Here is a 15826-nt window from a genome sequence, read left to right as displayed (position 1 = left end):
GTCACTCTATCCTTAATAAGGAAGGTTCTGTTAGCGATATTCCAATTTCAAAAGACCAGCCAGATATTTTCTGGCTGGTCCAGTATTGTAAATGAAGATTTAACGTAAATATATTAATCAAGTAAGTTTATTTTTAACTATTTTTCCTTTTAACGGCATACAAATGTCGCTTTATGTTTTTTAGGCACCTTAGCAACTGAACGTATTTTCAGCGTTGCCGGCAGAATGATGAAAAGGATTGAAAACGATTTCAATCCCATTGAACTGCTGCAGCTGGGAATATATGATACGGATAGAAGGTTAAAGCATCAGGTTACTCAGCAAGATAAAGGGGTTTATTCAATGAAAAAAGCTTTTGAAAAAGCTCAGCAATTTGGTAAATCGTTCATGCTGCCTATTGCGGTTTTGCCGGCAGCGGGTTTGTTATTAGGGATTGGCGGAGCGCTGTCTAATCCGAATACGGTTTCAGCTTATCCATTTTTAGATATCACCTGGCTTCAGGCCATTTTTACGATCATGAGTGCTGCTGGATCGATTGTATTTGCCAACTTGCCGATCATATTTGCGGTAGGGGTAGCGATCGGTTTAGCCCGTTCAGATAAAGCAACGGCTGGTTTAGCAGCCATGATTGGTTATTTTGTTATGAACAGCACCATTAGTGCGCTGCTTTCTTTAACCGGAGATCTGGCGAAGGATAACCTGGCAGGAGCCGGCCAAGGGATGGCTGTCGGGATTCAAACTTTGGAAACCGGTGTTTTTGGGGGGATTATCGTCGGGATAGCGGCAGCTGCCCTGCATAATAAATACAATAAAATTCAGCTGCCTCAAGTGTTAGGATTCTTTGGAGGATCCCGCTTTATTCCTATTGTCGTTTCATTTGCTTCGATTTTTGTTGGAGCCATTCTATTTGTGATCTGGCCATATTTCCAGGCAGTAATCAATGGGCTTGGATCAGTTGTTACTGGCACCGGGGAAATCGGAACTCTATTCTACGGATTTATTTTACGTATGCTTGGACCGCTTGGTCTGCACCATATTTTTTATCTTCCATTCTGGCAAACGGCTCTTGGAGGAACACTGGAGATTGGCGGGAAGCTAATCAGCGGTACACAAAATATCTTTTTTGCCCAGCTGGGTGATCCTTCGACTGAACAATATTACGAAGGGGTATCACGATTTATGTCAGGCCGTTTTATTACGATGATGTTTGGGTTGCCGGGTGCAGCATTGGCCATTTATCATTGCTCTAAAAAGAAAAACAGAAAAGTGGTTGCTGGAATTTTGTTATCCGCAGCATTAACCTCATTTTTGACAGGCATCACAGAGCCGCTTGAATTTAGTTTCTTGTTCGTGGCACCTCTTCTTTATTTAGTACATGCCATTTTCGATGGTTTTGCTTTTATGATGGCGGACATTTTCAATATTACTGTCGGCCAAACCTTCTCAGGCGGATTTATTGATTTTATTTTATTTGGAATTCTTCAAGGGACAGATAAAACAAACTGGCCATATGTATTGATGGTAGGTATTCCATGGTTCTTCCTATACTACTTTACATTTAAATTCTTAATCAGAAAAAGAATTTCAAAGTTCTGGGACGTGAAGATGAAGAACAGGCTGCGGAGCAAGTTGCAGCTACAGATCGTGCTAAAACGATTGTAGAAGGATTAGGCGGAACAAATAATATTGATATTGTTGATTGCTGTGCGACTCGTCTGCGGGTAACCGTAAAGGATGAATCCATGGTAAAAGATGAAATCATTAAACAGACCGGATCAAAAGGGATTGTGAAAAAGGGAACGGGAGTTCAAATTATTTATGGACCTCAAGTCACCATTGTTAAAAACGAGATAGAAGAGTATCTGGGTCAGTAATAAATAATAAGGACGTGTTTTTAAATGCATCAAGTGCTGGAACAAATCAAAAATGGGCTAATTGTTTCCTGCCAGGCTTTAGAAGGAGAACCGCTTCACAGCTCGTTCATTATGGGACGTATGGCATTGGCTGCAAAGGAGGGAGGGGCTGTTGGCATTCGTGCCAACTCTGTCCCTGATATTAAGGAAATAAAAGAACAAGTTGATCTTCCTGTGATTGGCATCATCAAACAAGTATACAAGGACCATCCTGTCTTTATTACACCAACGATGAAAGAGATCGATGCCTTAGCTGAGACGGGTGCCGAAATCATTGCAACAGATGCAACGACCCGGATCCGGCCGGATGGAAACGATCTGGAATCGTTTTATCAGGAGGTAAGATCAAAGTATCCTCATATACTGCTGATGGGCGATGTCTCTTCAGTAGAAGAAGCCATTTTGGCCGATGAGCTTGGATTTGATATTGTCGCACCAACATTATACGGATATACAGAAGAGACAAAAGGATTGAAAATCGATGATCATGACTACTCCGTGATCAAACAAATCGTCAAAGAAGTGAAGCATGCAAAGGTTATAGCTGAAGGAAATGTCTCCACTCCGGAGATTGCCCGTTCAGTACTGGACTTTCATGTTCACTCGGTTGTGGTAGGCGGTGCAATAACAAGACCGCAGATCATCACGAAAAGATTTGTAGAGGCTATTAAAAAATAAGGATCAGCTGAAAACAACTCAGTCTTCTGACTGTTGTTTTCAGCTTTTTGCTTTAGTGAGGCTAGTTATAGATATTTCATAGTTTTCTGCCCTTTGAACAAAAATATGGTTATCATCTTGTATAATGAACCTAAGGATATAAAAAGGAGATGGAATATGGAATATCTCGGTGAGAACCTTCTTCATGGCATAGCCTGCTCGATGGAAAAGTTCACAAGCTCGGAGTCGGAATTAGCAAAATATATAATCGGAAATCCTGATGAAATCAGCCAATTGTCAATCAATCAAATCGCGAAAAAAATTCATATTTCTCCTGCTACGATTACCCGATTCTGTCAGAAAATCTCTTTTTCAGGGTTTAATGAATTCAAGCACGAATTAAAGAGATATATCGACTTAAGAAATAAGCCGGCAGCGTCCAGTGACATCAAAGAGATTGATTATTTTTCCAATCTCTATCAAAACCATTTAGAGATCATCGAAACGACTTTCCGGAACATGACTTATTTTGATATTCAGCAAGCTATTACCCTGTTAACGAAAGCGGAGAGAGTGCATGTATACGGCATCGGCAACTCAGGGATTGCAGCACAGGAGTTTAAATGGAAGTTTTTTCGGATCGGAATCCAGGTTGAGTCGATTACAGACCCTCATCAAGCTGTGATGGATGCAGCATTAAGCTCAGACAGAAGCCTTGTCATTGGCATTTCTGTTTCAGGGAAAACAAAAGAAATAATCGATGCTGTCAAAATTTCCAAGAGACAAGGTGCGTCAGTCCTTGCTATCTCAAGTGATAAAACATCCGAACTCTCCCGGCTGGCAGATCTATCCCTTCTGGTTACTAGTAAAAACAGTATGCATATGGGCCAGAACATCTCTCCAACACTGCCGCTCTTCCTGCTCTTTGACTTGCTTTACACAGAACTTGTGGCGAAGGACTATATCAATCGTGTTCAGATTCGGGATAAGACATTAAGGGCCTTGAAGGATATCTAATAAGGGAAAAGGCATAAATGAAGATAAGTCATGGAAACATAAAAGAGCCCTAACGTGAAGGCTCTTTTGCAGTCTCTTCATTACTGGAAGAATTCAATGCGATTATTCCGCCGATAATCAGTATGATTCCCAGTATCTTGAGGCTGCTGAATGCTTCTCCCCATAGTACGGCACCGATTAACGCAGTTAACGCTGTTCCTGCTCCTGACCAAATGGCATAAGCCAGACTTAATGGAATGGTTTTAAGACATAATGATAGGCAATAAAATGAAAGTGCATAGCCAAACAAGACTCCTGCAGATGGCAGCGGCACCGTAAAGCCATCCGACAGCTTAAGCATGGTGGTGGCAAAAATCTCTCCTGCGATTGAGACTGTTAAATAAAAGTATCCTCTCATATTAATGGCCTCCACCGCTATTTAATAAAATAACTCCTCCAACTATTAAAGCCAGTCCCAGAATCTTTTTGTCATTTACATTCTCTTTATAGATGGTGATTCCGACCAAGGCTGTCAGCACGGTCCCGAGGCCAGCCCAAATCGCATAAGCCACACCAAGCGGCAGTGTTTTTAACGATAATGATAACGAATAAAAAGCTACACCGTATCCAATGATTACACCAAGGGATGGCAGTAGTTTTTTGAATCCGTTTGTTGCTTTAAGCATGGAACTGCCAAACACTTCACTTACAATGGCTAATGCTAAAAGTAAATAGGCATTCATAATATCTCCCCAATTCTTCTCCGAATGGATTCAATTTATTTTACCTTTTCGAAGGTTCTCTTTGCCAAGTATATGAATGAAAGAAAAAGTGAAACCAATTAATTTCCAATTCGTAATCATAGTTATCTTATAGGGAGATCTCCCCGGTTTTGTGATGGAGGTTTGTTCATGAATTTCATAACAAGAAAAACAAGATCACTTTGGATAGATCAAATAGCCAGCAAGAGCTGTGAAATAACGGTTCCATCTGATTTTACCTGTATGGATCCATATGTTGAGGGGAAAAGGGTTGTGATGCTGGGAGAGAGCAGCCATGGAGTCGGGGATTTTTACACAGGCAAAATAAATATGATTAAGTATTTGCATAGTGTCCATGGATTTAATGTGGTTGTCATGGAGAGCGGTCTGCTTGAAGCGGTATTTTGCAGAAAGCTTTTGAAAGACCTCCCTGCTGAGGAGAAAATTCAGCATGGCCTTCTGGATATTTTTCATAATGAAGAAATGCTCCCTTTATTTCAGGAATCCTGGGCGAACCGCCTGCATATCGCCGGTATGGATATACAGCCCGCATACCCGCTGATATCGCAAAATATGCTGGAATGGCTCAAGTTTAATACAGATGAAGAAGTATATGCTTCCATTCATCAGGCAGAAACAGTATTTTTCAATATTGATGAGGAGATAAGGGGACAAACGAAAATAGCTAAGAAGGCTAAAGAAAAGATTCAAATGTGTATGGATCTATATCAGTCCAGTCTGGAGCTTTTTGAGAGCAGATTGAAGGAAGATGATATAGAAAAAGAAAGGAACCTTAAGGTTATAGGGCGGGGACTCAAGAACCGTTTGAAGTGGCTGGAAATCAATACAAAAAGCTGGATTGCTTCAGGAGTCATGCGGGGAACGTATATGTTCAGAAATCTGCAGTGGTTATTGGAAGAGTATTACAAGGGTGAAAAGGTCATTGTGTGGGCTCATAATTTTCATATTAGAAAAAGCAAAACAGTCACTTCTAAGCTGTTTGGTATCACGAATGTCGGACAGCAGCTATCAAAATGCTATGGCGATCAAGTTTACTCCATAGGTTATTATGCCGGAGAAGGTGAGCTTGCCTCCCTGCTTAGAGTGAACTTTCCCATTAATTTGTCTAAAAAACAGTTAGAAAGTTTACTTCTGGAAGCCTGTAGGCATGACAGTTTTGTGCCTTTATGTGAAAAGGGGCTTCCAAAGCGGAACTGGCTGAATCGGAGGTGGCGGCTCCTCGAAGCTGGCATGATAGGGCTGTTGCCTATTGCCATATATCCGCAAAAGCACTATGACGGCATCATGTTTTGCAGAAAGGTTAAGCCTCCTGCTTATTTTATGAATAGGCTCCTTTAGGCAAGGCATTCTAATTAAGAATGCTGGAAAAAGGAGAATGATGAACATGTACTTTTATAAAGAAGATTTAATTAATATGATTGTGCCGGATAAGCCGGATCCGCATGCGGCGAAAGTGCTGCAGGAGGCGTTGGGCGGGCAGTTTGGCGAAATGAGGACGCTGATGCAGTTTTCATTCCAGAGTGCAAATTTCAGAGGAAAAGCGAAGCAATATCGTGATCTGATCAGAGGTGTGTTTTTGGAAGAGCTAAGTCATGTTGAACTCGTTCAAACTACGATTAATCAGCTTCTAAATGATGCTGGCGGAAGTATGCCAGGCAATCAGGCTGAAGATGGGGCTCCATTGGACGATGTGATTCAAGGAGGAGCTAACCCTCATCATTTTATTATGGGGGCAAAGGCATCTCTTCCTGTCGATGCTGGCGGTAACCCGTGGAACGGATCCTGGGTATATGACCACGGCAACCTGGTGGCCAACCTCCTGAATAATGTCGTTCTTGAATCGACAGGTGTTCTCCAGAAATCAAGGATTTACGAGATGAGCAGCAATAAGACGCTAAGAGAGACGATTGCCTTCCTGATTGTCCGGGATAATGCCCATCAAAATGCATTCGCAAAAGCACTGGAAACGTTAGGAGTGGATTGGGGCAAAATATTCCCGATTCCTAATTACGATTTAAATAAATACCCTGAATGCCGAAAATATGTGGAAATGGGCTTCCACAATGCCCAGTTTAATTTCAGGCTTGATGATACCCGGATCGGTGAGGTTTTCCAGGGGACCACTCCAAGCAGAAATGGCGGAGACCTTGCCGTGGTAGAACCGCCAAAAGGCTATCCTGTTCCTGAAATGCCTGATATGCCAAATGAGCATGCCCCGGGTCTTTTTGATTTGAATAATTAGTTTTTTCTTCTGGCGTCCTGAATATAGGACGCCATTTTATTATATATTTTTAAGGTTTCCTTCAGCAATTTTGGGGAATCTATAGTTATCGAATCAATGAAGAACATTTTTGCTGCAGAAAGGAGTGTCGCGGATGGAGTCCATTTGGCTCGAGTATGCCTGGGCATTATTGATATTAATTGGTCTGGAAGGATTGCTGTCGGCTGACAATGCTCTTGTCTTAGCCGTCATAGCGAAGCATTTACCGGAAGATCAGAAGAAAAAGGCAATTAATTATGGAATCATTATGGCTTTCGTTTTCCGGTTTGGTGCGCTTTTTGCCATTTCATTTATTGCAAACGTCTGGCAGATCCAGGCGATTGGAGCAGCCTATCTATTGTACCTTGGCTTAAAACATGTAATTAAGGCCAAGTTCGGAAAAGAAAACGAAAATATTCGTGAGGATGTGAAGGAAGAAGCGGCAGGGAAAGGATTTTGGCCAACTGTAGGGAAGATTGCATTAGCCGATCTTGCCTTTGCCATCGATTCGATTCTTGCTGCTGTTGCGCTGGCACTAGGTCTGCCGGATTCACCGCTTGACGATTTCGGCGGCATGGATGGCGGCCAGTTTATTGTAGTGGTTCTAGGCGGGATTGCCGGACTGATCCTGATTAAGTTCGCGGCTACCTGGTTTGTTAAACTCCTTGCTAAACGGCCGGCATTAGAAACAACTGCTTATGCGATTGTCGCCTGGGTTGGTGTCAAGCTTGCTGTTATTACACTTGCCCATGAGGATATCGGTGTCCTTGATCATCATTTTCCTCATAGTACAGGCTGGACATTGGTCTTTTATGGCGTATTGGTGGCCATTGCCCTGTTTGGCTGGTTTGCGCCGGGTAAGAAGCAAACTGAGGGTGAAGCTTTATAAAGAGAAATGCGTTGATCTTTGGATTAACGCATTTTTTTATGGACATAAAAAATGCAGCTAGTGCAGCTGTCTTTTTTATTGTGGAAAAAAATTTGAGATTGAATTAAGTATAAAAAATTACAGGTGATATTAAAAGAGTGCTAGTGATAACGCTTTCACGGGCTGGTAATAAAGTTATAATTTTTCCTGTAGGCAGGTAATTTTTATCCATTATAAAGGGGGAAAAAGAATGAAAAGAAAGTGGAAAGTCATTTCTCTTATGCTGACGGTTATGATGTTTGCGTTTATTGCAGCAGGATGCAGCCAGGGCACTGGCGGCGGAAGCAGTGAGGTAAGTGTCGGAATCGTTTTGCCAACGAAAGATGAGCCCAGATGGGTTCAGGATGAGCAAAGATTTAAAGATGCGTTAAAAGGAACGGAATATACAACTGAGATTTTGTTTAGCCAGGGATCTTCGGCTAAGGAAAAAGAAAATGTAGAGACATTGCTGAACAAAGGGATTGATGTGCTGATTATCTGTCCGCAAGATGGCGATGCAGCTGCTGCAGCGGTTGAGGCTGCGAAGAAAGATGGGGTAAAAGTCATATCCTATGACCGTTTAATTACCAATACAGATGCAATTGATTATTATGTAACATTTGACAGCCTTGCTGTAGGAGCTGCACAGGCACAATACCTGGCAGATAACGCAACGGGCAAGGACGTGCCTCTGTATCTATACGCAGGCGCTGCTTCTGATAACAATGCTTTCCTATTCTTCCAGGGAGCATGGAGTGTGCTTCAGCCTAAGATTGCAGATGGCACATTCAAGATTGCTAATTCAAGCGAAGCCGAAGCTTTGAAAGAGACAGCTGATCTGTCCCGTGACCAGCTAAGCAAAATCATTGGCCAGGTGACAACGAACTGGGATCCAAACGAAGCGAAGAACAAGGCACAAACGCATTTGACTGCAGCTTCTGACGATATGAAGGGCGATGTGGCAATTCTTGCTCCGAACGACGGAACGGCCCGTTCCATTGCAGATGTTTTTGGAACTGACAGTGCAGTATCCAGCTATCTTGTAACAGGTCAGGATGCAGAGAAGGCTTCCATTCAATACGTTATTGATGAAAAGCAATCCATGACAGTATTCAAGGATGTTCGTACTCTCGTGAAAGATGCAATGGGCATGGCGATCGATATCCTTGAAGACAAAGACCCTGAGACAACTGGTTCTTACGACAACGGCAAGATTGAAGTAAAAGCAAAGCAAACAGATGTAATCGTTGTCGACAAAGATAACGTGAAAAAAGAACTGATTGATTCTGAATACTATAAAGCGGATGAATTTACAGGACTTTAATCAATAAAGGAGGAGAAATAGTGATAGATGCTTCTATCACTATTTCTCCTTCTGATAGCTGTTTGGCTAGGGGGAATCATAATGAACGATAATATTTTGGAAATGCACGGGATTTCCAAGGAATTTACAGGTGTCAAAGCGCTCAGCAATGTCAATTTCAAAGTGGAGAAAGGTGAGATCCACTGCTTGATTGGTGAAAACGGAGCAGGTAAATCCACACTGATGAAGGTGCTCAGCGGCGTATATCCATATGGCACATATGAGGGTGACATTGTATTTGAGGGCAGTGTGCAGCAATTCAACAAGATCAGTGACAGTGTAAAAGCAGGAATCGTCATTATCTACCAGGAACTTGCATTGTTTCCGGATCTCACAGTCTATGAAAATATCTTCGCGGGCAATGAAATTAAGCAAGGTGGAATTGTCGATTGGAACCGGACCATTGCTGAAGCTAATAAAATGCTGGATAAGGTTAAGCTCGATGTGAATCCAGAAACGCTCGTAAAAGACCTGAGCGTTGGAAAACAGCAATTAGTTGAAATTGCCAAAGCTTTAAGCAAGGACGTGAAAATGCTTATCCTGGATGAGCCGACTGCAGCACTTAATGAGGATGACAGCGAAAATCTTCTAGATTTGTTAGGGGAGCTGAAAGAGCAGGGAATTACCTGCATCATGATCTCCCATAAGCTGAAAGAAGTCATCTCGATTGCAGATAAAGCGACTGTGCTTCGTGACGGCCAAACCATTTGTACCCTGGACGCCTCAAAAGGAGAAATCTCTGAAAATGTCATTATTAAAAACATGGTCGGCAGGGAGATTGAAGATATTTATCCAAAGAGGCCGAACAAAACATTTGGCGATCCTGTTCTTGAGCTTCGCAGCTGGTCCGCGTATGCTGTGCATTTGGGCAGGCAGGTTGTAAAAGATGTTAATTTTCATGTTAAGAAAGGAGAAATTGTCGGGATTGCGGGCTTGATGGGGTCAGGCAGGACAGAACTTGCCCTGAGTATTTTCGGAAATCCAAAATCTTATAAACTACACGGCGAACTATTGGTGGATGGCGTTCCAAAAACGCTGAAGCATCCGAGTGACGCCATCAGGTCAGGGATTGCGTACGTGACGGAAGACCGAAAAGGGGACGGCCTGTTTTTAATACAGGATATTAAAAACAACATTTCTGCGGCAAACCTCAAACGGATTGCTGTAAATGGAGTGATTAATGATAACGAAGAAGTAAAGGAAACAATGGAATATAAAAAGTCCATGTATATTAAAGCATCTTCCCTTGAACAGGTTGTCGGCAATTTGAGCGGGGGAACCAGCAGAAAGTGTCCCTGGGCAAATGGCTATTTGTCGGGCCGAAATTGCTGATCCTGGACGAGCCGACGCGGGGCATTGACGTTGGCGCTAAATTCGAGATTTATACGATTATGAATCAATTGATCGAGGAAGGTATGAGCATCATTATGATTTCTTCAGAACTGGGTGAGGTTCTGGGGATGAGCGATCGTGTCTATGTCATGGCGGAAGGCCAAATTAAAGGCGAGCTGTCGATTGAAGAAGCAAATCAGGAAAGCATCATGCAGCTTGCTACGCAATAGGAGGTTAAACTAATGGAATTTATTAACGAAGCGAAAACGCTATTTAAAGATAATATCCGTGACTATGGCATGTACATTGCCTTATTCGTGATTATGCTCACCTTCACCATGATGACTGACGGTCTGTTTATGTCTTCGCGAAATATAAGCAATCTGCTGGATTCAACGGGATATATCGCTGTCCTTGCAGTGGGGATGACGCTGGTTATCGTGATCCGGCACATTGACCTCTCAGTCGGGTTCGTCGCTGGATTTTTGGGAGCGATTGCTGCGATTCTCCTGACGGGAATGGGAGTAGCGTTTTATATCACCATTCCGATTATCCTGGTGATGGGTATTTTTGTCGGGCTATTCAATGGCCTTTTAGTTGCAAAGTTTGGTATCCCATCCTTCGTAGCTACTCTTGCAGGAATGCTGATCTTTAGAGGTGCACTCCTTCAGGTAACAGAGAAGACCGGGACCATTATCGTCAAGGATGATGGATTTAATGCAATCGGAAACGGATTCATTCCTTCGATTATGCAAGTGAATGGACTGCATCTCCTGACACTGATTCTGGGTGTACTGGCCATATTGCTGTATATATACAGTGAAATTTCCACGCGGAAAAACAAGATCAACTATCAATTCGAGGTAGTGTCAAAAGGGATTTTTATTGTCAAATTAGTTTTTGTTTCTGCAATCATTTCCTATATTACCTGGATCCTGGCAGGCTACAATGGATTTTCCTGGACGGTTGTCATTATGCTTTTAGTGGTTGTCATCTATCACTTTCTGACAACGAAAACCGTTCTTGGCAGACATATATATGCTGTGGGAAGCAATCCGGAAGCGGCACATCTGAGCGGAATCAATGTAAATAAAATTACGTATATAGTATTCGGTTCAATGGGGATGCTGGCAGCTCTTTCCGGCATATTATTCACCTCACGTCTTCAGTCAGCGACTACAACAGCTGGGACATTATTTGAACTCGATGCCATTGCAGCTGCTTATGTCGGCGGGGTTTCTTCTGCAGGGGGCGTGGGCAAAATCACTGGTGCCATTATCGGTGCTGTAGTCATGGCCTCTTTATCAAGCGGCATGAATCTGCTCGGGGTAGGGGTTTCCCTCCAGTATATGATCCGCGGAGGCGTATTGGCGGGTGCTGTGATTTTTGATGTCATGACCCGGAAGAAGAGAGGGTAGATTACCAGTTTCCTGCATTAGCAGTTTCGAAAATGGGGCATCCGGCAAAAGGATGCCCTTAAAATGCAGGTGGGCAGCATTTCCTAAAGCACCGATTATCCTCCTGTTAACAGCAGAAAATCCTCTCTCTTTCTAACTCTTCTATAAGCCTTAAAAAGGTGATATGATTAAAATTATTTAGCTGTTCATACTTAGGAAACGGAGATACAGCCTTGCGTAAAACGGGTATTTTAGTATTTTGTCTTACATGTATCGTCCTTGGTTATTTTACATTTACGCTATCAAAGAAAGCGTTTACATCCGAGTGGGACCTCCCAGCTGCATCAGATGGCCAGGAAGCGAAATATCGGCTTGTCCTGATAACGCAGGAATTAGAGACCCCTTTCTGGGATAAGGCAGGTATTGCTGCACAGGAACAAGCACGGAAGGATGGGGCAAGCCTGGAAGTCTGGGGAAGTTATGGAAAGAATCAAGAGGAATTTTTGAAAAAGTTAGAGATAGCCATTCAATCAAAAGTGGACGGCATCATTGTTCAGGGTCTGGACACTCAGGAATTCAAAGATTTAACAAAGATAAAAGCAGCTTTTTATGGAATCCCGATTATTACGGTGGCCAATGACGTGGCCAAATCTGAAAGTTTGAGAAAAACGTACGTCGGCTCGGATCAATATCTGGCCGGGCAGTTAATTGCGAAACAGCTTCTTGACGATATGGGCCATAAAGGAAAAGTCATTCTCATGGGTGACAAGCATAAAGAGTTTTATCAGCGGCAGCGCCTTGATGGCATTCATGAAGTACTGAAGGATTATCCAAATATCCAGACAGTCTATGCGGAAACGACTGATGTTAGGGAGGAAATTATCGCTGCCACTCAGAACATGCTGAATCAAAATCCGGATACTGATAGTTTTATAGCTATTAAGGCAAATATAGCCGGAGCGATGATTCAGGAAATTGAAGGCGATCACAGGTAGAACCTTATTATATCTATTCTTTTGACGATGGTCCGGATTCAATATCTTTGCTTACTCAGGGGAAACTTGATGGAATCATTGAACAGTCTCCTGAAAAGATGGGAAGCCTCAGTGTAGAGCTGATTTTGAAATGGCTTAGGGATGAAGAAGTGCCGCTGAAATCTGAAGGCTATCTTACCGATATCAGGATATTAAAGGCGATGGAAAAGCAATGAACAAAATTCATAAGAAAATCTGGACACTCACGACTGTGATTCTATTGATTATGGCAGCCATATGGATCACACTCACCTATTATAATCAGAAAACTCAGAATCAATATAATGAAATTCTTCAGCGGTACCTTCGAATGAATGAAGTTACAAGAACAAGCCAGCAGATGATTGCAGACTTGAATAACTACTTCATCACGCCTATTCCCGAAAATCTGGACAAACTGAACAAAAGTAGGAGAAAAATAGAAAATGCAAAAAGGGAAGTTTCATATCTTCGAAATTCAGAAAATGATTTCGCTTTGACAAATTATATGAATTTGATTGACAGCCTGGTTGAGACAACTGACCGCTCCCTTCTTTATTTTAATGAAAAGGAGACAGAGGATTCGGCAAAGGAATTCTCAAAAGCGACGCGCATCTCGATGTATATCTCCGAGATGACGCTGACGCTGATTGATAGTGAACTGAATACGTATGAACGGCTTTACCGGGGGATTATTGACCAGTCCGAAGAAATCAAAAAACTGGGGATTTGGCTGATGCTGATGATCACCTGCCTCTTAATGTTCTTAACCTATGGCTTTTCCTTAAGCATTACGAAGCCTGTACAGAAGCTGACCCAGGCAGCCAATGAGTTATCGAGGGGCAGATTTCACTTGCCGATAAAGGTTGATTCGAATGATGAAATTGCTTTTCTTGCCCAGACCTTTGACCGGATGCGGATTAATATCAATAACCTAATTTCAGAGATCCAGCATAAGGCGCAGCTGGAGCATGAGCTGCAGGAAAGCAAGTTATTGCTGAAGGAAAGCCAGCTCTTGAACCTGCAAAGCCAGATTAATCCTCATTTTTTATTTAACACATTAAATACCCTTTCCAAGAAAGCCTATCTGGAAGGCTCTCATGAAACCAGCGACCTGCTTGTTAGTGTTGCCGGCCTGCTGCGCTATAACTTAAAAAGGCTTGATAGGCCAGTAACACTTAGAGAAGAAGTGATGGTCCTGCAGCAATACATGGATATTCAAAAAGCCAGATTTACAGATCGCCTGCATTTGAAAATGTCAATAGATGAAACGTGTCTGAATGTGGACATTCCGGGTCTCACACTGCAGCCGATCATCGAGAATGCCGTCAACTATGCAGTCGAGCCAAGAGAAGATGGGGGAATTATCTGGTTTCGCATTCAGGACGGAAATGACTGTGTGATTATAGAAGTGGAAGACGATGGTCCAGGTATTGAGGAATTTAAAATTAAACAGATTCTTCAAGGGCAGTTCATTCAAAAAGATGGAAACTCTACGGGCATAGGGTTTACCAATGTTGTCAGGCGTTTGCGCCTTTTTTACGGCAATGAAGATGTCATGAACATTGAGAGCAGTGCTGCCGGCACAAAAGTAGTAATAACAATACCGAAAGATAGGAGGGGGCAGCATGACAAGACTCCTGATCGCGGATGATGAACAAATTGAACGGGAAGGACTGGAAGTGATTCTGCAAAAGGCCTTTCCTGGCGTTGAAATCATCCAGGCCAAAAATGGAAAGATGGCCGTTCAATTGGCTAAAGCGTTTAACCCTGATTTAATCCTGATGGACATTCAGATGCCAGGGCTGAATGGCCTGGAAGCTATTAAGCAAATCAGTGAAGCCGATCCGCATATTAAATTTATTATGATTACAGCATTCGATACATTCGATTATGCCCGGCAGGCGATAAAGCTTGGGGTCAAGGATTATTTACTGAAGCCAAGCAAGATAACGGAAATTGAAGCAACAGTTGGGAAGGTGCTTGAACAGATTGAGGAAGAGCGGAGATTCCGTGAAATGACGAAGCTTCAGCAGGATGCGCTGCAAAAGGCTCTTCCGGTCATTGAGACGGATGTAGTGACACAGCTGCTGTTCGATCATGTCCATGAAGTTCATCTGGATATGCTGGTGGAAATGCTCGATATTCGCTCAACAGATGAACAGTTTGTCATGAGCATCCTGCTCCCTGATGGACAAGAACACCTCTATACCTCGGTCAAAGAGAAGGTCAGGCTAGCAGGCAGTGCATGGGTAGGTGCACTATATGGCCGCCAGCTTCCCATCATCGTTTTTAGGAAAAAACAGCAATCATTCCGTTCACAGGCCATATTTATAGCCGGAGAAATTCTGTCTCTTGCGAAAAAAGGCTTATCAGAAGGCTGGTTCGTCGGGATTGGGAACGCTTGTGGATCAATGCAGTCCATCCGTCAGTCCTATCAGGAATCTCTTATTGCCACCCTGGATTCAACCCTCCCTGTTAAATACCGATTTTATTCCGATGTGCCAGTGCTTAGCGCAGGGGAAGATCTGCAGCTGACCAAAGAGCGGGAAAAACAGTTTTTCGATCAAGTCAGGCTTGGTAAATGGCAGCAAATCAGCTTAAGTGTAATGGAAATGATCCAGCGATGTGAAACAGAAAGGGAAGGGGTGATTCAAGCGCAGCAGCGGGTGCTGCAGCTGCTCTGGATTGCTTCACGTGTAATGAGTGAGATAGGGGTTGAAGCTCCTGCGCCATTGTTTGCGTATCAAACCCAGGATTTCCGGCAGCTGCGCGCTGAAACGAGTCAATTGGTAAAGCAAATGAAGAAGGCGTATATGGAGCATTACGACAGGCTGGAAGCGGATACTATCCACCAGCTGAAACAATATATTACCGAACATTCCCACGAGGATATTTCTCTTGAAGCATTGGGTAGGAAAGTGGAGCTAAGCCCGATCTATATCAGTAAAATGTTCAAGGAGAAACTCGGGATAAATTATATCGATTTCCTGACTGAATGCCGTATTGAAAAAGCAAAGAAGCTGATGGCGGATCACGGAAAAAGCCTGAAAGAAATCACCTTTGAAGTGGGCTATCATGAACCGAACTATTTCAGCAAGGTTTTCAAAAAAATGTGCGGCCAGTCACCGACGGAATTCCGCAAAACCCTTCTGGGAAAAAAGAATGATGGAAGAAAAAGGGGCAAAACAGATGGATAGGATTCA

The 15826-nt window shown here is 42.9% G+C and carries 11 protein-coding genes and 3 pseudogenes; 12 read left to right on the top strand and 2 right to left on the bottom strand.

From position 1 onward, the window contains the following. Positions 1–342 precede the first annotated feature (342 nt). The 3 genes and pseudogenes from M5V91_RS19165 (at position 343) to M5V91_RS19155 (ending at position 3587) form a co-directional block, all read left to right on the top strand. A pseudogene (locus M5V91_RS19165) lies at positions 343–1874 on the top strand (maltose/glucose-specific PTS transporter subunit IIC). Between the two features lie 24 nt (positions 1875–1898). Next, a complete protein-coding gene (locus M5V91_RS19160) occupies positions 1899–2591 on the top strand; it encodes an N-acetylmannosamine-6-phosphate 2-epimerase (protein WP_009335410.1) in 693 nt (230 codons plus the stop codon). A 156-nt stretch (positions 2592–2747) separates the two neighbouring features. Further along, positions 2748–3587, top strand: coding sequence for a MurR/RpiR family transcriptional regulator (locus M5V91_RS19155; protein ID WP_217034757.1), 840 nt, complete (start codon positions 2748–2750; stop codon positions 3585–3587). 49 nt (positions 3588–3636) lie between these two features. Here the strand turns inward: M5V91_RS19155 and M5V91_RS19150 are convergent, their stop codons facing one another. Both M5V91_RS19150 and M5V91_RS19145 read right to left on the bottom strand, forming a co-directional pair. Beyond that, positions 3637–3984, bottom strand: coding sequence for a DMT family transporter (locus tag M5V91_RS19150; RefSeq protein WP_019380224.1), 348 nt, complete (start codon positions 3982–3984; stop codon positions 3637–3639). 1 nt (position 3985) lies between these two features. Then, the gene (locus M5V91_RS19145) at positions 3986–4309 is read right to left on the bottom strand and encodes a DMT family transporter (protein WP_019380225.1); all 324 of its coding nucleotides are present in this window, start codon (positions 4307–4309) and stop codon (positions 3986–3988) included. Between the two features lie 168 nt (positions 4310–4477). Here M5V91_RS19145 and M5V91_RS19140 point away from each other — a divergent pair, with 168 nt between their 5' ends. The 9 genes and pseudogenes from M5V91_RS19140 (at position 4478) to M5V91_RS19100 (ending at position 15820) form a co-directional block, all read left to right on the top strand. Beyond that, positions 4478–5686 (top strand): erythromycin esterase family protein, encoded by a 1209-nt coding sequence (locus M5V91_RS19140; protein WP_251174134.1) that lies wholly within the window; start codon positions 4478–4480, stop codon positions 5684–5686. Positions 5687–5732: 46 nt separating this feature from the next. After that, positions 5733–6590, top strand: coding sequence for a manganese catalase family protein (locus M5V91_RS19135; RefSeq protein WP_009335405.1), 858 nt, complete (start codon positions 5733–5735; stop codon positions 6588–6590). Between the two features lie 133 nt (positions 6591–6723). Next, positions 6724–7497, top strand: a complete 774-nt coding sequence (locus tag M5V91_RS19130) for a TerC family protein (RefSeq protein WP_019380227.1) — start codon at positions 6724–6726, stop codon at positions 7495–7497. Positions 7498–7726: 229 nt separating this feature from the next. Then, positions 7727–8839, top strand: a complete 1113-nt coding sequence (locus M5V91_RS19125) for a sugar ABC transporter substrate-binding protein (RefSeq protein ID WP_071157348.1) — start codon at positions 7727–7729, stop codon at positions 8837–8839. 81 nt (positions 8840–8920) lie between these two features. After that, positions 8921–10440 (top strand): annotated as a pseudogene (locus M5V91_RS19120) (ATP-binding cassette domain-containing protein). A gap of 12 nt (positions 10441–10452) precedes the next feature. Further along, positions 10453–11628, top strand: a complete 1176-nt coding sequence (locus M5V91_RS19115; protein ID WP_071157352.1) for a sugar ABC transporter permease — start codon at positions 10453–10455, stop codon at positions 11626–11628. A 212-nt stretch (positions 11629–11840) separates the two neighbouring features. Further along, positions 11841–12817: pseudogene (locus M5V91_RS19110) on the top strand (sugar ABC transporter substrate-binding protein). After that, a complete protein-coding gene (locus M5V91_RS19105) occupies positions 12814–14274 on the top strand; it encodes a sensor histidine kinase (RefSeq protein ID WP_284521440.1) in 1461 nt (486 codons plus the stop codon). The pseudogene M5V91_RS19110 and the gene M5V91_RS19105 overlap by 4 nt, the downstream one beginning before the upstream one ends. Further along, a complete protein-coding gene (locus M5V91_RS19100) occupies positions 14249–15820 on the top strand; it encodes a response regulator (RefSeq protein ID WP_284521439.1) in 1572 nt (523 codons plus the stop codon). Before M5V91_RS19105 ends, M5V91_RS19100 begins: the two co-directional genes overlap by 26 nt. The last annotated feature ends 6 nt before the right edge of the window (positions 15821–15826 follow it).

The sequence above is a fragment of the Cytobacillus pseudoceanisediminis genome, assembly GCF_023516215.1.
Lineage (GTDB): Bacteria > Bacillota > Bacilli > Bacillales > Cytobacillaceae > Cytobacillus > Cytobacillus pseudoceanisediminis.
Note: the sequence above shows the minus strand (reverse complement) of the source record. Positions and strands in the feature narration are given on the sequence as shown.